This window comes from Mycobacterium triplex (assembly GCF_000689255.1).
GTDB classification, from domain to species: Bacteria; Actinomycetota; Actinomycetes; order Mycobacteriales; family Mycobacteriaceae; genus Mycobacterium; species Mycobacterium triplex.
Window position 1 is genome coordinate 1 of record NZ_HG964446.1, and the last position, 20,646, is coordinate 20,646.

Annotated in this window: 22 protein-coding genes; 6 read left to right on the forward strand and 16 right to left on the reverse strand. The window is 67.5% G+C overall.

The window, feature by feature from the left end; all coding sequences use genetic code 11:
• Together BN973_RS00005 and ssd are read right to left on the reverse strand one after the other, a co-directional pair.
• Positions 1-609 (reverse strand): ATPase, T2SS/T4P/T4SS family (locus BN973_RS00005; protein WP_036465121.1); only part of this gene is annotated, 609 nt, incomplete at its 3' end.
• On the reverse strand, positions 606-1,646 hold the full coding sequence (gene ssd / locus BN973_RS00010; RefSeq protein WP_036471861.1) for a septum site-determining protein Ssd: 1,041 nt from the start codon (positions 1,644-1,646) through the stop codon (positions 606-608). The genes ssd and BN973_RS00005, both read right to left, overlap by 4 nt.
• A 491-nt stretch (positions 1,647-2,137) precedes the next feature.
• Between ssd and BN973_RS00015 the strand changes: the two genes are divergently transcribed.
• The gene (locus BN973_RS00015; RefSeq protein ID WP_036465122.1) at positions 2,138-2,995 is read left to right on the forward strand and encodes an HAD-IB family hydrolase; all 858 of its coding nucleotides are present in this window, start codon (positions 2,138-2,140) and stop codon (positions 2,993-2,995) included.
• 431 nt (positions 2,996-3,426) lie between these two features.
• Here the strand turns inward: BN973_RS00015 and BN973_RS00020 are convergent, their stop codons facing one another.
• From BN973_RS00020 to BN973_RS00045, 6 genes are read right to left on the reverse strand one after another with little or no spacing between them, the layout of a single operon-like run.
• Positions 3,427-4,188, reverse strand: a complete 762-nt coding sequence (locus BN973_RS00020) for a hypothetical protein (RefSeq protein WP_036465123.1) — start codon at positions 4,186-4,188, stop codon at positions 3,427-3,429.
• Between the two features lie 11 nt (positions 4,189-4,199).
• Positions 4,200-5,816 (reverse strand): dipeptide ABC transporter ATP-binding protein, encoded by a 1,617-nt coding sequence (locus BN973_RS00025; protein WP_036465124.1) that lies wholly within the window; start codon positions 5,814-5,816, stop codon positions 4,200-4,202.
• The gene (locus BN973_RS00030; protein ID WP_036465125.1) at positions 5,813-6,676 is read right to left on the reverse strand and encodes an ABC transporter permease; all 864 of its coding nucleotides are present in this window, start codon (positions 6,674-6,676) and stop codon (positions 5,813-5,815) included. Before BN973_RS00030 ends, BN973_RS00025 begins: the two co-directional genes overlap by 4 nt.
• Entirely contained in the window at positions 6,669-7,595 is a 927-nt protein-coding gene (locus tag BN973_RS00035) for an ABC transporter permease (protein ID WP_036465126.1), read from the reverse strand. Before BN973_RS00035 ends, BN973_RS00030 begins: the two co-directional genes overlap by 8 nt.
• Positions 7,596-7,598: 3 nt before the next feature.
• The gene (locus tag BN973_RS00040) at positions 7,599-9,221 is read right to left on the reverse strand and encodes a peptide ABC transporter substrate-binding protein (RefSeq protein WP_051641040.1); all 1,623 of its coding nucleotides are present in this window, start codon (positions 9,219-9,221) and stop codon (positions 7,599-7,601) included.
• Between the two features lie 55 nt (positions 9,222-9,276).
• Positions 9,277-9,750 carry a DUF4232 domain-containing protein gene (locus tag BN973_RS00045; protein WP_084163239.1) on the reverse strand — a complete coding sequence of 158 codons (474 nt, stop codon included), beginning with the start codon at positions 9,748-9,750 and terminating at the stop codon, positions 9,277-9,279.
• Positions 9,751-9,949: 199 nt separating this feature from the next.
• Here BN973_RS00045 and acs point away from each other — a divergent pair, with 199 nt between their 5' ends.
• On the forward strand, positions 9,950-11,908 hold the full coding sequence (acs, locus tag BN973_RS00050; RefSeq protein WP_036465129.1) for an acetate--CoA ligase: 1,959 nt from the start codon (positions 9,950-9,952) through the stop codon (positions 11,906-11,908).
• Positions 11,909-11,918: 10 nt separating this feature from the next.
• On the opposite strand, the gene BN973_RS00055 is transcribed toward acs, so the two are convergent.
• Positions 11,919-12,617, reverse strand: coding sequence for a S1 family peptidase (locus BN973_RS00055; RefSeq protein ID WP_036471863.1), 699 nt, complete (start codon positions 12,615-12,617; stop codon positions 11,919-11,921).
• 233 nt (positions 12,618-12,850) lie between these two features.
• Here BN973_RS00055 and BN973_RS00060 point away from each other — a divergent pair, with 233 nt between their 5' ends.
• Both BN973_RS00060 and BN973_RS00065 read left to right on the forward strand, forming a co-directional pair.
• Entirely contained in the window at positions 12,851-13,396 is a 546-nt protein-coding gene (locus BN973_RS00060) for a phage holin family protein (RefSeq protein WP_036465131.1), read from the forward strand.
• Positions 13,397-14,347, forward strand: a complete 951-nt coding sequence (locus tag BN973_RS00065) for an alpha/beta fold hydrolase (protein WP_036465132.1) — start codon at positions 13,397-13,399, stop codon at positions 14,345-14,347.
• A gap of 7 nt (positions 14,348-14,354) precedes the next feature.
• On the opposite strand, the gene marP is transcribed toward BN973_RS00065, so the two are convergent.
• From marP to nth, 4 genes are read right to left on the reverse strand one after another with little or no spacing between them, the layout of a single operon-like run.
• On the reverse strand, positions 14,355-15,548 hold the full coding sequence (marP, locus tag BN973_RS00070) for an acid resistance serine protease MarP (RefSeq protein WP_139830098.1): 1,194 nt from the start codon (positions 15,546-15,548) through the stop codon (positions 14,355-14,357).
• Between the two features lie 5 nt (positions 15,549-15,553).
• Positions 15,554-16,336 (reverse strand): NUDIX hydrolase, encoded by a 783-nt coding sequence (locus BN973_RS00075; protein WP_036465136.1) that lies wholly within the window; start codon positions 16,334-16,336, stop codon positions 15,554-15,556.
• A gap of 55 nt (positions 16,337-16,391) precedes the next feature.
• Positions 16,392-17,036 (reverse strand): TlpA family protein disulfide reductase, encoded by a 645-nt coding sequence (locus BN973_RS00080; protein WP_036465137.1) that lies wholly within the window; start codon positions 17,034-17,036, stop codon positions 16,392-16,394.
• A gap of 13 nt (positions 17,037-17,049) precedes the next feature.
• The gene (nth, locus tag BN973_RS00085) at positions 17,050-17,730 is read right to left on the reverse strand and encodes an endonuclease III (RefSeq protein ID WP_036465138.1); all 681 of its coding nucleotides are present in this window, start codon (positions 17,728-17,730) and stop codon (positions 17,050-17,052) included.
• A 173-nt stretch (positions 17,731-17,903) separates the two neighbouring features.
• Here nth and BN973_RS00090 point away from each other — a divergent pair, with 173 nt between their 5' ends.
• Together BN973_RS00090 and crp are read left to right on the forward strand one after the other, a co-directional pair.
• Entirely contained in the window at positions 17,904-18,290 is a 387-nt protein-coding gene (locus BN973_RS00090) for a hypothetical protein (protein ID WP_036465139.1), read from the forward strand.
• Between the two features lie 85 nt (positions 18,291-18,375).
• Positions 18,376-19,050, forward strand: a complete 675-nt coding sequence (gene crp, locus BN973_RS00095; protein WP_036465140.1) for a cAMP-activated global transcriptional regulator CRP — start codon at positions 18,376-18,378, stop codon at positions 19,048-19,050.
• A 99-nt stretch (positions 19,051-19,149) separates the two neighbouring features.
• Here the strand turns inward: crp and BN973_RS00100 are convergent, their stop codons facing one another.
• Genes BN973_RS00100 through BN973_RS30885 form a run of 3 tightly spaced genes read right to left on the reverse strand, consistent with a single transcriptional unit; the run spans position 19,150 to position 20,582 of the window.
• A complete protein-coding gene (locus tag BN973_RS00100) occupies positions 19,150-19,944 on the reverse strand; it encodes an MBL fold metallo-hydrolase (RefSeq protein WP_036465142.1) in 795 nt (264 codons plus the stop codon).
• Positions 19,945-19,949: 5 nt separating this feature from the next.
• A complete protein-coding gene (locus BN973_RS00105) occupies positions 19,950-20,405 on the reverse strand; it encodes a RidA family protein (protein ID WP_036465143.1) in 456 nt (151 codons plus the stop codon).
• A gap of 15 nt (positions 20,406-20,420) precedes the next feature.
• Entirely contained in the window at positions 20,421-20,582 is a 162-nt protein-coding gene (locus tag BN973_RS30885; RefSeq protein WP_090607515.1) for a DUF4177 domain-containing protein, read from the reverse strand.
• Positions 20,583-20,646: the final 64 nt, after the last annotated feature.

Below are 20,646 nucleotides of genomic sequence, written 5' to 3' on the forward strand. Positions count from 1 at the left end.
GGCGCCGGTGCCGCCGCACACCAGGAAGGCCATCCGGGCCGCGATGATGTCGGCGACCAACGCGGCCGCCGCCGGCTCGATCGCGCCCGCCGCGGTCAGGGCGGCCAGATCCTGCGTGGCCGGGCGCAACACCCGCAGTGACAAGCAGGTGCCGCCGGCAGCCACCGGCGGCAACACCGCGTGCAACCGGACCGCGAACCCGCCGACGCCGATACCGGACAACTGGCCGTCGACCCAGGGCTGCGCGTCATCCAGACGGCGGCCGGCCGCCAACGCCAGCCGCTGGGCCAGCCGTCGCACCGCCGCTTCGTCGGCAAAACGGATGTGGCTGCGTCGCAATCCGTTTCCATCGTCGACCCACACCGCGTCCGGCGCGGTGACCAGCACGTCGGTGGTGCCGTCCGCGCACAGCAACGGCTCGAGAATTCCGGCGCCGGTCAGCTCGGTCTGTAACACCCGGAGGTTGGCCAGGACCTCGGTGTCGCCGAGCATCCCACCGGATTCGGCCCGAATGGCGGCGGCCACCACATTGGGCCGTAACGAAGATCCCGGCGGAATCGATTCCGCCGCCAGGCGCTCGCGCACCCGCTCGATAAGCGATCCGCTCACGCCGCCCTGGCCTTCGGTCCGCGCGGCAATATCGCCAGGACCCGTCGAGCCGCCGCCGTCAGCGCCGATCGTCGCCCGAGCCGCAAGCCGCCGTGTTCGAGCTGCTCGGCCAGCTGCGGCTGAGCTTTCATCGACGCCAGCAGCGGCAGGCTGGTGATGTCGGCGACTTCCGTCGCGCGCAATCCGCCCGGCGACGGACCCCGGACCACCAAACCGAGGTTGGGGTTGATCGTGGCCAGTACCGGCGTCATCGCCGCCGTCGCCGCACAGGACCGCACGTCGCATGGGCTGATGACGACGACGAGGTCGGCGGCAACCAGCCCTGCCTGGGTTGCCTCGGTCAGACGCCGGGGCAGATCGCACACCACCGTGACTCCCCCGCGGCGGCCCGCATCGATGACCGCGTCTACCGGCCCGGCGTCCAGCTCGTAGCCGCGCCGCGTACCCGACAGCACGCTGACGCCGTGCAGGCGCGGCAGCGCTTCGCGCACCGCCGGCCAGTTGAGCCGGCCGCCCTGCAACGCCAAGTCGGGCCAGCGCAACCCGGGTGTGGTCTCCCCGCCGAGCAACAAATCCACGCCGCCGCCCCAGGGATCAAGATCAAGCAGCAGTGCGTGATTCGCGGCCCGCGCCACTGCGGCCGCGAACAACGACGCCCCGGCCCCGCCGCAACCGCCGATCACCGCGACGGCGCCGCCACGCAACCCATCGTCCCGGATCGATTCAGCGGATTCCGCGAGCTCGCGGATCAACTCGTGTTCCTGCTCGGGCAGGCTCAGCACGTGCTGAGCTCCGACCGCAATGGCGGCCGCCCAGGTGGGCGGCGCGGGTTCGGCGGCGCACAGCACGGTGACGTGGACGCGGCGCGGCAGAGCAGCGCGCCCGCAACGGTCCGCACCCGCGGCATCGAGCACCACCGCCGCGGCCGCAGACCACGTTTTGCGACCCACCGCCGACTCGCCGGCATGCACCACTCGAACGCCGACCGCGGCGGCCACCCGATCCAGCTCGTCGCGCAAGATCGGGTCGGTCAACACCGCCAGTACACCCGCGGAATGCCTCGCTTCGGAGCCGGTAGCGATCGTCACCCCACCACCGTGCGGGCAGCTCAGGATGGCACACCAGTCCCAAACTTGGATTTGTGGAGAGATACGAGAGTGTGCACAAAGTTCGCGGTTCGGCGCTGGCCCGCCCGACGGATAACACTGTGCCCGCAACCGCCGAAGGGTGTACAAGACGGCCGGATTGTCGAGAAAATTACCCCAGAAAAGGGACGACCCCCGCCAGGGGGGGAGGAGGCGGAGGTCGTCGTGCATCAGCCCCGGGGGGTCGGGCTGATACACCCTCGGCTCAGGCCGAGTAATGCTTACTATACACACGACAGTGCGGATTGACGCAAGTAGCTGTTTTTAGCGGAAAGCAACTTTGAGCCGCAAAAACACCGTTGGCCTCGTCCGTTACAACTGTCGAGTACGGAATTTGCCGGCACTCCCCCGGACACGCCGGCCGACCGACCTATGCTGAGTCGGTGACCGTCTCCGACCCGGAAGCGCATCAGCAAACCTTGGCGCAGGCCCCCTCGCCGGGCACTCCGCACGCCAAAACCGCGGCCTTTTTCGACCTGGATAAGACGATCATCGCCAAGTCCAGCACCCTGGCTTTCAGCAAACCGTTCTTCAACCAGGGTCTGCTCAACCGGCGGGCCGTACTGAAGTCCAGCTACGCCCAATTCATTTTTCTGCTCTCTGGTGCCGATCATGACCAGATGGACCGACTGCGCACCCACATGACCAACATGTGCACCGGTTGGGATGTCGCTCAGGTCAAGTCGATCATCGACGAAACCCTGCACGACATCGTGACTCCGCTGGTGTTCGCCGAGGCCGCGGATCTGATCGCGGCGCACAAGTTGTGCGGCCGAGACGTCGTGGTGGTGTCCGCCTCCGGCGAGGAAATCGTCGCGCCGATCGCCCGGGCGCTGGGTGCCACGCATGCCATGGCGACCCGCATGGTCGTCGAGGATGGCAAGTACACCGGCGACGTCGCCTTCTATTGCTACGGCGAGGGCAAGGTCCAGGCGATCCGCGAGCTGGCCGCCCGCGAGGGCTATCCGCTGGAACACTGCTACGCCTACTCGGACTCGATCACCGACCTGCCGATGCTCGAGTCGGTCGGGCATCCCAGCGTGGTCAACCCCGACCGCGGTTTGCGCAAGGAAGCGACCGAACGCGGTTGGCCCGTGCTGAGTTTCTCGCGACCGGTCTCGCTGCGAGACCGGATTCCGGCGCCGTCGGGGGCCGCGATCGCCACCACGGCCGCGGTGAGTATCACCGCGCTGGCCGCCGGTGCCGTGACCTACTCGCTGCTGCGCCGCTTCGCGCTCTAGGCGCGCCTGTCAGCAAACCCGCCGCGCGGCCAGATTCCTGTGAATTCGCAACGTTTGCCGAATTGGGCCTTGCTGTGCTAAGGCTCCAGTAGTACAAAGGAACCACGGAAGCCCGGTAAGGCCTAGGTCGATCCGGAAGAGAAGGTTCGTTCTCCCAACCCGGGCGCCCAGCACGGTACTCGGCACCCACGCGGAGTCATAGCCGCGATAATGGCAGTAGTGTTGCGGGCCTGCGTAATTGCGAAAAGCAGAAAGTATGAACAGCCCTTTGGGTGGGGTTGTGATTTGAAGCGTCGCAAGATCGCCGAGGCCACCCACGCATCCCAAAAAATGCACGCTTGGTAACCGAGTTCCGTGCTAGCGGGCGGCGGACCGAGATATCTCGGAACGCCGCCCGCTCTACATGTCTGGACCCATCTCTCGGGGGTGGCTCAACCTTTTCCGGGCAACGACTCGGCGATCGACAACGCCTCCTGCGCACCGGCCTGCAGCGCCCGGCAGCACAGCACCAACCACGCCCCGACGCCGGCCGGTGTGCCTTCGGCGAATCCGCTTGCGGCAGCGCGATAGTCACCGGGTTTGCGCATCCAGCTCACTTCGGGCACACCGAGTCCGTGCGGATCCAGCCCGCTGGCAATCGTCACCAGGCGCGACACCGCGCGCGCGACCACGCCGTCTGCGCTGCCAAAGGGCTTGAGCGTCAGCAGTTCTCCGTGCGCGACGGCGGCGACCACGGGTGCCGGTACCTGCGTGCGACCGGTCACCAACTCGACGAGTAGCTCGAGGCGCGGCCCGATCTCGGGGTCGGCTCGCGGCCGGCCCAACTGTTCGTCGTCGACCTGGTCGGCCGCGGCGAGCATGTGCAGCCGGGCCAACGCCTGCAACGGCGAGCGCTGCCACACGCCGATCAGCGTCCCGCCGCCGCCCTCCAGCGCCTGAGCTACCCGCAGCGCTCCGCCGAACACCGGATCGCTCACCCCCGAGCTGTCCGCCAAGTCCTCGAACCGCACCGGGCCGCCGTCGAGCACCGAGGAAGCGCGCGCCGCCCGCAACGCGGCCTCGGCCGCTGTCACCGGCCAGCCGCGCAGATTGGCCCGATGCCGGTGCGCGCGGCCCAACGCGTCGCGGGCCCGGTCACTGGCCTCGGCAACGCCGGGGAGCTCGATCAGCGGAGCCAGCGGGTCGGCCGTCACAGGTTGCCAACCTATCGGGGCGGCATGGACGCCCCGGGAATGGCCTCCAGCAATTGGCGGGTGTAGTCGTGGCCGGGCCTGCTGAACAGCTCTTCGGTGGCGGCATGCTCCACGATCCGCCCGGCGCGCATCACCAGCACGTCGTCGGCGATCTGCCGGATCACCGCCAGGTCGTGGCTGATGAACAGATAGGCCAGGCCGAGTTCGGCCTGCAGCGCGGCCAGCAGGTCCAGTATCTGTGCCTGCACCAGCACGTCGAGCGCCGACACCGCCTCGTCGCACACCAGCACCTCGGGCCGCAGTGCCAACGCTCGCGCGATCGCGACGCGTTGGCGCTGGCCGCCGGAGAGCTCGCGCGGCAACCTGCCCAGCACCGACGACGGGAGGGCCACCTGGTCGACGAGCTCGCGCACCGCTTTTTCGCGCTGGCCGCGGTCGCCGACGCGGTGGATCCGCAGCGGCTCCTCGATGGCGCGGAACACCGAATACATCGGATCCAGGCTGCTGTAGGGGTTCTGGAACACCGGCTGCACGCGCCGGCGAAAGGCCATCATCGCGTCGCGGTCCAACGCGTCGGAGATCTCGGTACCGTCGAAAACAACTGTGCCCGAGGTGGGTTGGAGTAAGCCCAACGCCATCCGGGCCACCGTCGACTTACCCGAACCCGATTCGCCGACGATGGCCAGCGTGCTGGCCCGGCGCAGCGCGAAGGACACCGCGTCGACGGCGCGGAACTGCGTCCGGCGCCACGGTGCACCGTGCGACTCGCGATAGACCTTGGTCAGCTCCGAGGCGATGAGGATGTCGTCGGCCCGAGCGTTTGCCGGCGGACGTGCCGGTGCCGCACTCCGGATCGTCAGCGACGGAGCCGCGGCCACCAGCCGGCGGGTGTACTCGTGTTGCGGGTCGCGCAGGATCGACTGCGCGGCACCGGATTCCACCACCACGCCGCGGTGGACGACGACCACGCGCTCGGCTCGTTCGGCGGCCAGCGCCAGATCGTGGGTGATCAGCAACAGCGCGGTGCCCAGCTCGTCGGTGAGACGCTGCAGATGGTCGAGCACTTGCCGTTGCACCGTGACGTCCAGCGCGGACGTCGGCTCGTCGGCGATCAGCAGCTGCGGGTGACCCGCCAGCCCGATGGCGATCAGTGCGCGCTGGCACATGCCGCCGGACAGCTGGTGCGGGTACTTGCCCGCTTGCTTCTCCGGATTCGGCATACCGGCCTGGGCGAGCAGCTCCACCGCCCGTCGGCGGGCGTGGCGGCCATTGGTGTTGGCCCGCAACGCTTCTGAAATTTGGAAGCCGACCTTCCAGACCGGGTTGAGATTGGTCATCGGGTCTTGGGGCACGTAGCCGATGCGGCGGCCCCTGATCGAGCGCAGCAGACGACGGTCAGCAGAGGTGATGTCCTGCCCGTCAAAAGTGATGCGGCCGGCCGTGATTCGGCCCCCGGGTGGCAGCAGCCCCAGGATCGCGGCGGCCGTGGTGGATTTTCCAGATCCCGATTCGCCGACCACGGCGACCGTCTGCCCGCGCATGACACTCAGGTCGACGCCGCGCACCGCGGGGGCGTGGTCGCCGAACCGGACTTCCAAGCCCTCGACCGTCAACAACGCGGTGCTCATGCGCGCTGCGCCCGCGAGGCCGGATCCAGGGCGTCGCGCAGGGCGTCACCCATCATCATGAACGCCAGCACCGTAATCGCCAGCGCGCCGGCCGGATAGAACAAGATCGGCGAACCGGCCCGCAGCCGCGTCTGCGCCAGGTTGATGTCGCCGCCCCACGAGACCACCGAAGTCGGCAGTCCGACGCCGAGGTAGGACAGCGTGGCCTCGGTGACGATGAACGCGCCCAGCGCAATCGTCGACACCGCGATCACCGGGCCCGCGGCGTTGGGCAGCGCATGCCGCAACAGGGTTTGAAACCTGCTCAACCCCAAGGCTTTCGCTGCCAGCACGTAGTCGCTGGCCCGGACCTCCAGCACTGCGCCGCGGGCGATCCTGGCCACCTGCGGCCAGCCGAACAACGCCAGGATGGCGATCACCGTCCACACCGTGCGGTGGTGCAGCACCTGCATCAGCACGATTGCGGCCAGCAACAGCGGCAGCCCGAAGAACACGTCGGCGATGCGCGAGACCACCGCGTCGATCCAGCCGCCGTAAAACCCGGCCAGTGCGCCCACGGCCCCGCCGACGACGAACACCAGCAGCGTGGCGCCCAACCCAACCGTCACCGAGGCCCGCGCCCCGTAGACGGTGCGCGCGTAGATGTCGTGGCCCTGCAGATCCGTGCCGAACCAGTGCGCCGCCGAGGGATCGAGCAGGCTTTGGCTGGGATCGGCGTAGCTGGGGTCGGCATCGGTGAACAGCGCCGGGAACAGCGCGACCAGAAGGATCAGCAAAATCAGCAGCGCGGCGACGACGAACTTGGGGCGCCGGTGCAACTTCCGCCAGGTCTCGCCCCAAAAGCCGGAGTGCTCAGCCATAGCGGATCCTCGGGTCCAGTGCCGCATAGAGCAAGTCGACCAGCAGGTTGGTGATCAGATAGATCAGCACCAGCACCGTCACGATCGACACCACGGTCGGCGCCTCCTGCCGGGTGACGGCCTGATACAGCACGCCGCCGACGCCGTGAATGTTGAAGATGCCTTCGGTGACAATGGCTCCGCCCATCAGCGCGCCCACGTCGGCGCCCAGGAAGGTCACCACCGGGACCAGCGAGTTGCGCAGGATGTGCACGGTCACCACCCGCGGTCGCGACAGCCCCTTGGCGGTAGCGGTGCGGACATAGTCGGCATGCGCGTTGGCGGCCACCGCCGATCGGGTCAACCGCACGATGTAGGCGAATGACACCGAGCCCAGCACTATTCCGGGTAGCAGCAGGCGTGCGAACGTCGCCCGCTCGCCGACGGTGACCGGCGCGATGCCCAGCCGGACACCGAACACGAATTGGGCCAGAAAGCCCAGCACGAAGATCGGGATCGCGATGATGATCAATCCGGTGATCAGCACCGTCGAGTCGAACAGCCCACCGGTGCGCAGCCCGGATATCACACCGAACCCGATTCCCAGCACCGCCTCCACGACCAGCGCGATCAGCGCCAGCCGGAGCGTGACCGGAAAGGCATGTGCCAGAACGGCACTGACCGGCAGGCCGGAATAGGCGCGGCCCAGGTCGCCTTGCAGAACACCGCCCAGATAGCGCAGGTACTGCAGCAGAAAGGGATCGTCGAGGTGGTAGCGCGCCCGCAGCTGCGCGGCCACCGCCGGAGTCAGCGGCCGGTCCCCGGCGATCGCGGCCAGCGGGTCGCCGGGCAACAGGAAGACCATGCCGTAGATCAGCAAGGTGGCACCCAGGAATACCGGCACCATGACGGCAATCCGGCGCGCGATGTACCACCCCATGTCTTAGGCCTTGACGATGTTCTCGTAGTCGGGCAGCCCGTTCCACGTCACCTTGACATTGCTGACCTCCGGCGACCACCCGATCACGCCGATGTAGTACCAGAGCGGGACAGCGGGCATGTCGTGCAACAGGATTCGCTGCGCGATGTTGGCCAGCAGGTCGGCCTGCTGCAGATTCGGCGCGGCCTCGGCGGCGGCCAGGCCGGCGTCGAACGGCGGGCTAGAGTATCCGACGTCGTTGGATCCCGCGCCGGTGGCGTACAACGGGGCGAGGAACTCGATCGTCGACGGATAGTCACCGATCCAGCCGGCGCGGAACGCGGTGTCGATGGTGCGGTTCGTGATCTGGGTGCGGAACCCGGCGAAGGTGGGCTGCGGCGCGCCGACGGCGTCGATGCCGAGCACGTTCTTGATGCTGTTGGCCACCGCGTCCACCCACTCCTGATGGCCGCTGTCGGCGTTGTAGGCGATGGCATACCGCCCGCTCCACGGCGAGATCGCGTTGGCCTGCGCCCAGAGTTTCCGCGCCCGTTCGGGATTGAAGTCCAAGGCGTCGTTGCCCGGGATGTTCGGGTCGAACCCCGGCAGGGAGCGGGCAGTGAAATCGCGGGCCGGGCTGCGGGTGCCGTTGAAGATCTGCTGACAAATCTGCGGGCGGTTGATGGCCGCCGACAGGGCCAACCGTCGCAGCCGGCCCTCCTCACCGCCGAAATGCGGTAGCCGCAACGGTGTGTCGAGCGATTGGCTGACCGCGACGGGTGCGCTGGCGGCGTTGTCGCCCAAGTCGCGCCGGTAGATCGTCAGCGCGCTGGACGGAATCGTGTCCAGGACATCGAGATTGCCGGACAGCAAGTCGGCATAGGCGGTATCCAGGTTGCCGTAGAACTCGAACCTCAGGCCCTTGTTACGGGGTTTGCGGTTGCCGTGGTAATCCGGATTGGGTTTCAGGTCGATCTTGACGTTGTGCTCCCAGGCCGGGCCGTCGGGACTGTCGGCCAGCATATAGGGTCCGTTGCCCACCGGGTCGCGACCGAACGCCGCCATGTCGCGAAAGGCTACGGCCGGCAACGGATAGAACGCGTTGTGGCCCAGACGCAAGGTGAAGTCGACGGTCGGCGCCCGCAGGCGCACCGTGAACTCGAGATCGTTGACCACCCGTAGCCCGGACATCGTGGTCGGCTTGCCGTCACCCGGCGGACCGGCCACGTCGTCGAACCCGGCGATCGGGCTGAAAAAGTTCTGCTGCAGTTGAGCATTGGTGCTCAGGGCTCCGTAATTCCACGCGTCGACGAACGAATGCGCCGTCACCGCCGAGCCGTCGGTGAACTTCCAGCCCGGTTTGAGAATGATCCGGTAGTTGACGTTGTCGGTGGTCTCGATCGACTGTGCCACCTCCAGCGACGGTTTGCCCTGGGCGTCGTAGGACACCAAGCCGGCGAACAGCCGACTCAGGATCCGGTCGCCGAGGCTGTCGTTGGTGCCGGTCGGAATCAGCGGGTTCGGCGGTTCGCCGCCGTTGACCACGACCAGTTCGGGGCTCAGCGCACCGCCACCGCAGCCGGCCAGCGACGCGACCGTCAGCACCGCGACGGCAGCCAAAGCCGGCCAGCCCCGCATCCAACGCATGACAGCGACCCTAGGGCCTGCGACCGCGTCGGCCACGGAAGGACCGCCGGTGGGGCTACTGCTGCACGACGGTGACGGGGTGCACCTGCATTTCGCAGACGTCGATGGTGGCCGGCACTGTGAGCAGGATGATCGTGTCGGGCGGATTGACCCGCAGCTCGGTGTAGTTGGGGCACGGGTTGCCCTTGCCGTCGACGGCCATGCCCTCGACGATCGCCTGCCCCTGACCGGCCAGCGACAGGGTGACCGTCGGCGGCACATCGACGTCCCGCGGCAAACCGCCCATGTACCCGCGCAGCGTGGGCTTGGCATGAATGTCGGGCCCGCCGGCGCCCGTCTCGATCGCGGGATAGCCGGTCAATGTGCACGGCTCGGCGCCGCCGGCGAGGCTGAACGTCAGGGTCAGCGAGCGGTGACCCACTGCCGCTTGCGTCGGGGAGGGGGTCACGGCGACCTGCTCCGAGCGGCACGGCGCCGCCTGATCGCCGACCGGCACCGCCGACGCGGGCGGTCCCAGCACGGCGGCCATCACGTAACTCGTTGCGGCCGCGGCAAAGCTGACGAGCAGACAACGAACACGCACCCCGCAAGATTCCGGCACAACGGTGATTATGCGCGATGACAACCCGCTTTACCCCCGGATTGAATTCCACAGGTTCGACTGGCGGGTCTACGCTCACAACGGTTGACGCGCTCGAACCCCGGCCCTTTTCATAGGAGAGAAGCCAGTGCCCGCCACACACATCGAAGGCCCGTCGTCGTACCCGCCGCCGGCGCAGTTCGCCGAGCAGGCCAACGCCCGTGAGGACCTGTACCGCGAAGCCGAGGAAGACCGGCTGGCGTTCTGGGCCAAGCAGGCCAACCGGCTGACCTGGGCGACGCCGTTCACCGAGGTATTGGACTGGCAGCCGCCCTTCGCCAAGTGGTTTTCCGATGGCCAGCTCAACGTCGCCTACAACTGCGTGGACCGCCACGTCGAGGCCGGCCTCGGCGATCGGGTGGCGATTCACTGGGAGGGTGAGCCGGTCGGCGACAGCCGTGACCTGACCTATGCCGACCTGCAGACCGAGGTCTGCAAGGCCGCCAACGCGCTGACCGACCTCGGCCTGGTCGCCGGCGATCGAGTCGCCATCTACCTGCCGTTGATCCCGGAAGCCGTGATCGCGATGCTGGCCTGTGCACGACTCGGCGTCATGCACAGCGTGGTGTTCGGCGGTTTCACCTCGAAGGCGCTGCGGGCCCGCATCGCCGACGCCGAGGCCAAGGTGCTGATCACCGCCGACGGGCAGTTCCGGCGCGGTAAGCCGGCACCGCTGAAGGACAACGCCGACGAAGCCGTCGCGGCCGGACCCGACGGCGGAAGTCCCGTCGAGAAGGTTCTGGTGGTGCGGCGCACCGGGATTGACGTGTCCTGGGACGACGACCGCGACGTGTGGTGGCACGACGTCGTCGATTCCGCGTCGCCCGAACACATTCCGCAGCCCTTCGACGCCGAGCACCCGTTGTTCCTGCTGTACACCTCGGGCACCACCGGCAAGCCCAAGGGCATCGTGCACACCAGCGGCGGCTACCTGACCCAGTGCTGCTACACGGTCCACACCATCTTCGACGTCAAGCCGGAAAGCGACGTGTTCTGGTGCACGGCCGATATCGGCTGGGTCACCGGCCACACGTACGGCGTCTACGGGCCGCTGTCCAACGGCATCACCGAGGTTCTCTACGAGGGCACGCCCGACAGCCCGGACCGCAACCGGCATTTCCAGATCATCGAAAAGTACGGCGTCACAATCTATTACACGGCGCCCACCCTGATCCGGACGTTCATGAAGTGGGGCCGCGAGATCCCCGACGCGCACAACCTGTCCAGCCTGCGGCTGCTGGGCTCGGTCGGCGAGCCGATCAACCCCGAAGCCTGGCGCTGGTACCGCGAGGTGTTCGGCGCGGACACCCTCCCGGTCGTCGACACCTGGTGGCAGACCGAGACCGGCTCGGCGATGATCTCGCCGCTGCCGGGAATCGCTGCGGCCAAACCGGGTTCGGCGATGACGCCGCTGCCGGGGATCTCGGCCAAGATCGTCGACGATCACGGCGATCCGCTGCAGCCCGACCCCGAGGCCGCCAAGAACGTCACCGGGTATCTCGTCCTGGACAAGCCGTGGCCGTCGATGCTGCGCGGCATTTGGGGTGACCCCGACCGCTACCGGGACACCTATTGGTCAAAATTCGCCGACCAGGGCTTCTACTTCGCCGGTGACGGCGCCCGTTTCGATCCCGACGGTGCGATCTGGGTGCTGGGCCGCATCGACGACGTGATGAACGTGTCCGGGCACCGGATCTCCACCGCGGAGGTGGAGTCGGCGCTCGTCGGCCACTCCGGGGTCGCCGAGGCCGCGGTGGTCGGCGTCACCGACGACACCACCGGCCAAGCCATCTGCGCGTTCGTCGTCCTCTGCGCAGGCTACGACGCCCACGACGCGACCATCGACGAGCTGCGCACCCAGGTGGCCGCCGAGATCTCGCCGATCGCGAAGCCGCGCGAGATCCATGTGGTGCCGGAGCTGCCGAAGACCCGCAGCGGCAAGATCATGCGCAGGTTGCTGCGCGACGTTGCCGAGAACCGCGAGCTCGGTGATACGTCGACGTTGCTCGACCCGGGTGTGTTCGACGCGATCAGAGCGGCCAAGTGAGGCGCATCGCTTAGGCCGGTATCGGAACGAAGCCCGCGCCGGGCCGATGTTTGGCGTTGATGTCGGCCAGGATCGCGTTGAACGACATCACCACCGCCGGGGTGTGCAGCGGGATGTATTTGATGATGCAGGTCGGCAGGTTGTCGCTGAACGCGCCGTGGATCATCCCGACCAGCAGGTTGTCGACGGTCACCGGCCCTCCGGAGTCACCGGGGCGGCCGCAGACCTGCATGACGATGGTCCCCGGGTCCTGGCCCGGCCCCCAGGTGACGCCGCACGAATTGCCGGTGGTACGGCCCTGCTTGCAGGCGACCTGACCGAACACCGGTTCCGGGCCGATGCCGTTGATGATGAAGCCGCCGTAGTTGGCCACCGGCACCACCTTGGCGGGATCGAATTTGATCACCGCGTAGTCGAGGGCGTCGTTGCCCGCAACCATCGTTCCCAGCGTGCCCCGGCCTTCGGCGGCCTCGGCGGCGACCTGCGCGCCCGGGCCGCCGCAGTGCGCGGACGTGAAACCGATCAGCTCACCGGCGGCATCGCCGCCGATGGTCGTCAGGGTGCACATCGTGTCCCCGTTGATGACGATGCCCGCACCGCCACCCATCGGGACACGGTCGTCGGCGGCCGCGACGTTTGCAGGCAACCCCGGCTGGATGAGCAGCGCGGCCGCCAGCACCGCCACAAAGCACCGATGTGCCATCTGCAATGCGATAACTCCCATCAGCGGGCCGGATGTCGGAGAACAGCTGCGCCAGTCTAGATGATCACCCCCGTGCCCCTCTTGCTGTGCGAACGGCGGTGACCGGGCCCGTTGGTCGCCGGCACCGCGGCCCTCGGCTGGCCTCGTCTGGCATCGCGGCGCATGGCAACATGAACCGCGACGACAGCGAACGGGCCCGGTGACGAGCGAGCCGGGCAGTTCAACGGAGAGGACCGTCTGTGAGCAAAGTCGATCGCAAAAACGGTGTGCCGAGCACGCTGACCACGATTCCGTTGGCCGACCCGCATGCCAGTCACGGCGAACCGTCGATCGGTGACCTGATCAAAGACGCGACGACTCAGGCGTCCACCCTGGTTCGGGCCGAAGTCGAGCTGGCCCGCGCCGAAATCGTCCGCGACATCAAGAAGGGCCTCACCGGCAGCGTCTTCTTCATCGCCGCACTGGTGGTGCTGTTCTACTCCACGTTCTTTTTCTTCTTCTTCCTCGCCGAGCTGCTCGACAGCTGGCTGTGGCGATGGGTGGCCTTCCTGATCGTGTTCGCGATCATGGTCGTGGTGGGGGCCGTGCTGGCGCTGCTGGGTTATTTGAAGGTGCGCCGGATCCGCGGACCGCGGGACACCATCGAGTCGGTCAAGGAGACGCGAACCGCGCTCACCCCCGGCCACGACAAGGCCACCGTCGCTGCGCCCAAGCAGCTCACCGACGAGCCCGGTAAGCACGCCAAGCCCGAGAACGGCAATCCCAGCGACCCCTCAGGTTGGTAGATGGCAGTACCAGATCCGTCGGTGGTTCGCATCGACGGGCCGTGGCGGCATTTGGACGTGCACGCCAACGGCATTCGATTTCACGTCGTCGAGGCGCTGCCGCCCGGCCCGGGCGTCCCCGCGGCGGCGACCGCACGACCGCTGGTGATGCTGCTGCACGGTTTCGGTTCGTTTTGGTGGTCCTGGCGCCATCAGCTGCGCGGGCTCACCGATGCCCGAGTGGTCGCGGTCGACCTGCGCGGCTACGGCGGCAGCGACAAGCCGCCGCGCGGTTATGACGGCTGGACGCTGGCCGGCGACACGGCCGGACTTGTTCGCGCGCTTGGGCATTCGTCGGCGACGCTGGTCGGCCACGCAGACGGCGGGCTGTGCTGCTGGACCACCGCGCTGCTGCATTCACGGCTGGTGCGCGGCATCGCGCTGATCAGCTCCCCGCACCCGGCGGCGTTGCGGCGATCGGCGTTGATGCGCCGCGATCAGGGCTCCGCGCTGCTGCCGTCCCTGCTGCGCTATCAGCTGCCGCTGTGGCCCGAGCGCCTACTGACCCGCGACAACGGCGCCGAGATCGAACGTCTGGTCAAAGCTCGTAGCTCCGCCAAATGGGTTGCTTCCGAGGACTTCTCACAGACCATCGGTTATTTGCGCACGGCTATCCAGATTCCCGGGGCAGCGCACTGCGCACTCGAATATCAGCGCTGGGCGGTGCGCAGCCAGCTGCGCGGTGAGGGCCGGCGCTTCATGAAGGCGATGTCACGCCAGCTGGGCGTGCCGCTGCTACACCTGCGCGGCGACGCCGATCCCTACGTGCTGGCCGATCCGGTCGACCACAGCCAGCGCTACGCGACGCAGGGCCGCTACGTATCCGTCACCGGCGCAGGACATTACAGCCACGAAGAGATGCCCGATGAAATCAACAGACACCTGATGAGGTTTTTCGAGCAGGTGCACTGAGGCGGGATCAGCTGACGCAGGTCCCGGTGCCCACCTGTTGGGTGTCACCGATCTTGGTCATCTGGCCGGCCACCTCGCCGGCGGTCAACACGAATCCGGTGTCGGGGTCGTCGACGGCGGCGCCGAACACCACACCGAGCACGTGACCGCTCAGGTCGATCAAAGGTCCACCCGAATTGCCTTGCTCCACATTGGCTCTGATGGTGTAGACGTCGCGGGTGACCGGCTGTGGGTCGCGGTAGATGTCAGGGCCGCTGAGTCTGATGGCCTCGCGAATCCTGGCCGGAGTCGCGGTGAAGTTGCCGCCGCCGGGGTAGCCCAACACCACCACGTTGGTGCCGGTTTTGGCCTCGGTGTCGCTGAAGGCCAGCGGCGGCGGCGGCAAGTTCGGAATGGCAAGAATGGCGATGTCGACCGACGGGTCGTAGGAAACGACGGTGGCGTCCAACGGATTTCCGCTGGCATAGATCTGGACGCTGCTGGATCCGGCCACCACGTGGGCGTTGGTCATCACCCGATCGGGCGCGATGACAAATCCGGTGCCCTCCAACACTTTCTGGCAGCTGGGCGCCAGACTGCGTACCTTCACCACGCTGGGTGCGGCGGCCGTGACCACCGGGTTGGTGGCCAGCGCGGGATCCGGTGATTCGACCGGGATCACCGGTGTGCGGCTGAACGGCTCCAGCACCGCGGGCAGCCCCGAGGTGTTCAGCAACGCCGAGAGTCGTTTGGGCACAGTCTTCAACCACGGCGGTGCGATGTCGTTGACCTCGGCAAGCACCCGCGAGCCGCGGACCGCCGCGGCCAGCTCGGGTTGGTCTTTCGACTGGGTCAGCGGTGTCGCCAGCAGCCACGCGGCGGTGAGCACCACGACGACCTGTACCCCGACCCCGATGACCGAGTCGGCGGTTCGGATTGTGCGACTGTGGATTGCGCCGCGCACCGCCCGCCCCAGCACCACGCCGGCGACCTCACCGACGACGACCAGCGCGAGAATCAGGAACAGCGCGCCGAACAGCTTGGCTCGCGGCGCCGCGATGTGACTGACGATGTGGGGTGCCAGCAGCACGCCGGCGATGGCCCCCAGCAGCACGCCGACGAACGAGAACAGCGAACCCACCGCGCCCGACCGCCAGCCCGAGATGGCCGCGATGAAAGCGACGGCCAGAACGGCGATATCCAGCCACTGCGACGGCGTCATCGAGTTCATCGCGCGCCGCCCTGCTGGCCGACCAGCACCATCGCGTCGTCGAGTTCACGCACGTCGTCGGTGTCCCAGGGCTTTGCCCAGCCGGCGACGTCGAGAACGGCGGAAATCACCTGGCCAGTGAATCCCCAAACCAGCATTTGGTTCAGCAGAAACGCCGGACCGGCCCAACGATTGCCGAGGTCGCCGCGGTAGACCATCAGCCGGTTCTCCGGATTGATGAACGCGCGCACCGGAACCCGCGACACGATCGCGGTCTCTGCCTCGTTGACCACGGCGACCGGTCCGGGGTCCGGCGAGTAGGCCAGCACCGGCACGACGTGGAACTGCGACGGAGCGATGAACGTCTTTTCCATCGTGATCAGCGGATGCAGGCGGGCGACGTCGATTCCGGTCTCTTCGTGTGCTTCTCGCAGCGCGGTGGCGACCGGCCCGCGATCGCCGGGATCGGCCGCGCCGCCGGGAAACGCCGCCTGGCCGGCGTGGTGCCGCAGCGACGACGCCCGCACGGTGAGTAACAGGTCGGCGTCGTCGGGCACGCCGCCGTCCTCCGGCCCGGACTCGGGGCCCGAAAACAGAACCAGCACAGCGGCCTCGCGGTCGTCGTGCGTCGATGCCTGCCTGGCCGCGGTCACCATCGCCAGCACATCGGGTGGCAACCGGCGCCGATAGGCCTCCGGCATCTGACCCACGTTGTCGACCAACGGACGCAGCCAGGACGGACAGGCGTCGGGCGTGAGGGGAACCGTCCCCTGTGCGCGGGCGGCACCCCCAGCACTCACCGGCGCCTCCTTCTCGGGTCCACCTGCCCAGCTGAGTTCGGACCGCCAAGCTCGGTCATCCGTCGTTTCCGACCGCGGCTGCGATCTCGTCGGCACTCGCGAAATCGCGCAGCAGCGTCTGCGCAACGCTACCGTCCGGGCGCAGTACCACCGTCGCGGGCACCACGTTTGCGACCTTGAGTGCCGCAGCAATCAGCCGACGCCCATCCTGCAACGTCGGGAGCCGAACGCCCAGCTCGGTCAGCCGCAACAAGGCGGCGGTCTCGTTCTCGTCCTGGTGCACGGTCACCACCATGACGCCGGGCCCGGCGCGTCGCTGATATTCGGCCATCGCGGGCAGCTCGGCGGCGCACGGCGCGCACCAGTACGCCCACAGATTGACGACCACCCGGCGTCCGGCCAGCGCGCGAGCGACGTCGACGGTGGATCCGTCGGCCGCGCATTCGACCAGCACACCGCGCAGGGCCGCGGGGCCGGGGCCGTTACCCGCGGCGGGACACGGCGGCAGGTTCGCCCGCGCCCGGGGCCCGGCCAGGGCTTCCGGCGTGTCGGCGTCGCGGTGTTCGCGATTGGGCCTCGAGATTGCGGGCGCGGTGGTCGCGACGGGCGGGGAGTCGTCGCGCAGCTGCGCGACCAGCGCTGCAGCCAGCGCTACCACCACCGCCAAGATCGCGATGGTCCAACGAGTTTTCGGAGTCAACGTCCTGGCCGTGTTACAGCCCGACCAGGGAGAGCAGATGCTCGGCTTCGGGGCCCTGCACCAGAGGCGCGGCCAGCGCCGGTTCGGTGGGGCCGAGGCCGAACGACGGGCAATCTTTGGCCAGCACGCAGACCCCGCAGGCCGGTTTGCGGGCATGGCACACCCGGCGGCCGTGGAAGATTACGCGGTGGCTGAGCAGGGTCCATTCCTTGCGTTCGACCAGCTCGCCGACGGCGTGCTCGATCTTGACCGGGTCCTTTTCGTCGGTCCAGCGCCATCTGGCCACCAGCCGCTGAAAGTGAGTGTCCACGGTGATCCCGGGGATGCCGAAGGCGTTTCCCAGGACGACGTTGGCGGTTTTGCGTCCCACCCCGGGCAGTGTCACCAACTCGTCCATCGTCGGGGGCACCTCGCCGTCGAACCGCTCGACCAAGGCTTGCCCCAGCCCGATCAACGAGGTCGCCTTGTTGCGGAAGAAGCCAGTGGGGCGGATGAGGTTTTCCAGTTCGTCGCGATCGGCTTTCGCATAATCCAGTGCCGACTTATATCGCGCGAACAACGCCGGCGTTGTCAGGTTCACCCGTTTGTCCGTGCTCTGCGCCGAAAGAATGGTAGCCACCGTCAGTTCCAGCGGCGTCCTGAAATCCAGCTCGCAATGCGCGGCCGGAAATGCTTGTGCCAGTGTGCGATTCATCCGGCGTGCGCGCCGCACCAAACCCACGCGAGTTTCGGAAGACCAGCGCCGGGCAAGTGAAGAGTCAGGCTTGGAATCACGGGGGGCCGCCGTCGTTTTCGAGCGCCGAGACGGCCTTGCCACTGTCACCTACGACAGAGTACTGATTTCGTGATCTCTCTGAGACCTTGGCCATGTTTACTCTCCTTGTGTCATGGTTGCTGGTGGCGTGCGTGCCGGGGCTGCTGATGCTCGCCGCGCTCGGCCTTGGGCGGCTCGAAAAGGAGCTTGCCCGCGAGTCGATTACGTCGACCGATGTCGACGAGTTCCTCGAGCAGGCCGAGGCCATGGATATGCACACACTGGCCCGGGAAGGGATGCCCGAGGCGCTGGAATACCTGCATCGACGACAGGCCCAGCAACTTGCGCTGTCTCCGCCGCCCGGCGGCCGGCATCGCGCGGAATCGCTGCTCGCGACCGCCTTCACCGATCCCCCCGAGCGCGCATTACCGATGCGAATACACGCGCATTCAGGCGCAAATCCGCAATATGAGGCGACTAGACACGTCAATCGTGTGTAGCGTTGGCACGTTGGCCTACCTCTAGACTCGTAACCCGGGCTAGGTAGGTATCCATATCACTTCGTTGGAAAGCTGAAGAGGCAAAGTGGACGAGATCCTGGCAAGGGCAGGAATCTTCCAAGGGGTTGAACCCGGCGCAGTCACCGCACTGACCAAGCAATTACAACCCGTCGACTTCCCGCGTGGACACACCGTTTTCGCGGAAGGGGAACCAGGCGATCGGCTGTACATCATCGTCTCGGGGAAGGTCAAGATCGGTCGCCGATCACCCGATGGCCGGGAGAATCTGCTGACGATCATGGGCCCGTCGGACATGTTCGGCGAGTTGTCGATCTTCGACCCGGGACCCCGCACGTCGAGCGCCACGACGATCACCGAGGTGCGCGCGGTGTCGATGGACCGCGACGCGCTGCGGGCGTGGATCGCGGATCGGCCCGAAATCGCCGAACAGCTGCTGCGGGTGCTGGCCCGACGGCTGCGCCGCACCAACAACAACCTGGCCGACCTCATCTTCACCGACGTGCCCGGCCGGGTGGCCAAGCAGCTGCTGCAGCTCGCCCAGCGTTTCGGCACCCAGGAGGGTGGCGCGATGCGGGTCACCCACGACCTGACCCAAGAGGAAATCGCCCAGCTGGTGGGCGCGTCCCGGGAAACGGTCAACAAGGCGCTCGCCGACTTCGCCCACCGCGGCTGGATCCGTTTGGAGGGCAAGAGCGTGCTGATCTCGGACTCCGAGCGACTGGCCCGCCGAGCGAGGTAAGCGCGCTAGTTCTCGCCGAGCCTGTAATTTTGCAGGCCTGTACTCGCACTTGTCCTGCGGAACTTCAGGCTCGGCGCGGGCGCCGATCTCGGCGCTGGTTCACTCTCGCTTGAGATAGTCCAACTGCGCCTGCACGGACCATTCGGCGGCGTCCCACAGCTTTTCGTCGACGTCGACATAGACGTGTTCGACGATCTCGCGGGCGGTGGCGTCGCCGCCGAGGTCCCACAGCGCGGAGCGCACCTGCTCGAGCCGCTCGTGGCGGTGCGTCAGATAGCCCGTGGTGACGTGTTCCAGGTCGGCCAGGTCGGGCCCGTGCCCGGGCAACACGGTGCGACGGCCCAGACCGCGCAGCCGCCGCAATGACTCCAGGTAATCGGCCAGGCTGCCGTCTTCGTTGTCGATGACGGTGGTGCCGCGGCCGAGCACGCTGTCCGCGGTCAATACCGCGTCGTCGAGCAGGAATGACAGCGAATCGGCGGTGTGCCCCGGTGTCGCCATCACTTTGATCTTCAGGCCGGCGGCATCGATGACCTCGCCGTCGACCAGCTCACCGCCCAGGCCGCGCAGGAATCCGCTGCCCGCCGAGCGCACGGTCGCGCCGGTGAGCTCGACCAACTTGTCGATTCCATCGGTGTGGTCACCGTGCCGGTGACTGATCAGCACCAACGCGATGCGGCCCAGCGAGGCGATCCGGGCGATGTGCTCGTTGTCATCGGGCCCGGGATCCACGATGACCAGCTCGTCGCTGCGTGGACCGCGCAACACCCAGGTGTTGGTGCCCTCCAGCGTCAGCAGGCCGGGGTTGTCGGCCAGCAGGACCGAAGCAGTGGCGGTGACCGCCCGCAAACTTCCGTATGCGGGATGAGTCAGCGGCTCAACTGTCTCGGTCACGGCCGTTAACCGACCTCCACGATCAACTCGACTTCGACCGGCGCATCCAGCGGCAGCTCGGATACGCCCACCGCCGAACGTGCATGCGCGCCTTGGTCGCCGAACACCTCACCGAGCAGTTCGGAGGCCCCGTTGACGACGCCGGGCTGACCGTTGAAACCGGGAGCCGAGGCGACGAACCCGACGACCTTGACCACCCGGGTCACCGCGTCGATACCCACCAACGAGTTCACCGCCGCCAGCGCGTTGAGCGCGCACAGCCGCGCCAGCACCTTGGCGTCCTCGGGGTTCACTTCGGCGGCCACCTTGCCGGTGCCGGCCAGCCTTCCCTCCACCATCGGCAACTGGCCCGAGGTGTAGACCAGATTGCCGGTGCGCACCGCCGGAACGTAAGCGGCCAGCGGCGCAACCAACTCCGGAAGCGCGATGCCGAGCTGCTCGAGCCGGGCCGAAGCGTTCATCTGTGGTGAGTCCTCTTATTTAGGGCGCTTCAGGTAGGCGACGTGTTGTTCGCCGGTGGGCCCGGGCAGCACGGCCACCAGCTCCCAGCCGTCGGCGCCCCATTGATCGAGGATCTGCTTGGTGGCGTGCGTCAACAACGGGACCGTGGCGTATTCCCATGGGGTCGGTTGGCTCATGACGCGAGCTTATCGGTCGGGCGTGAACCGCATGGGTCAGCCCGGTGGACCGCGATCGGCGGTA

What these genes read in the sequence shown, in the direction of transcription:
- BN973_RS00025 (WP_036465124.1), bottom strand. Translation starts at nt 5,816, where the DNA reads ATGAGCACCGCGTTGTTGACGGTCGAGGGCTTGGAAGTCCGGTTCGGC.
- BN973_RS00030 (WP_036465125.1), bottom strand. Translation starts at nt 6,676, where the DNA reads ATGGCTGAGCACTCCGGCTTTTGGGGCGAGACCTGGCGGAAGTTGCAC.
- BN973_RS00035 (WP_036465126.1), bottom strand. Translation starts at nt 7,595, where the DNA reads ATGGGGTGGTACATCGCGCGCCGGATTGCCGTCATGGTGCCGGTATTC.
- BN973_RS00040 (WP_051641040.1), bottom strand. Translation starts at nt 9,221, where the DNA reads ATGCGTTGGATGCGGGGCTGGCCGGCTTTGGCTGCCGTCGCGGTGCTG.
- BN973_RS00045 (WP_084163239.1), bottom strand. Translation starts at nt 9,750, where the DNA reads ATGGCCGCCGTGCTGGGACCGCCCGCGTCGGCGGTGCCGGTCGGCGAT.
- BN973_RS00065 (WP_036465132.1), top strand. Translation starts at nt 13,397, where the DNA reads ATGGCAGTACCAGATCCGTCGGTGGTTCGCATCGACGGGCCGTGGCGG.
- marP (WP_139830098.1), bottom strand. Translation starts at nt 15,548, where the DNA reads ATGACGCCGTCGCAGTGGCTGGATATCGCCGTTCTGGCCGTCGCTTTC.
- nth (WP_036465138.1), bottom strand. Translation starts at nt 17,730, where the DNA reads ATGAATCGCACACTGGCACAAGCATTTCCGGCCGCGCATTGCGAGCTG.
- BN973_RS00090 (WP_036465139.1), top strand. Translation starts at nt 17,904, where the DNA reads ATGTTTACTCTCCTTGTGTCATGGTTGCTGGTGGCGTGCGTGCCGGGG.
- BN973_RS00105 (WP_036465143.1), bottom strand. Translation starts at nt 20,405, where the DNA reads ATGAACGCTTCGGCCCGGCTCGAGCAGCTCGGCATCGCGCTTCCGGAG.
- BN973_RS30885 (WP_090607515.1), bottom strand. Translation starts at nt 20,582, where the DNA reads ATGAGCCAACCGACCCCATGGGAATACGCCACGGTCCCGTTGTTGACG.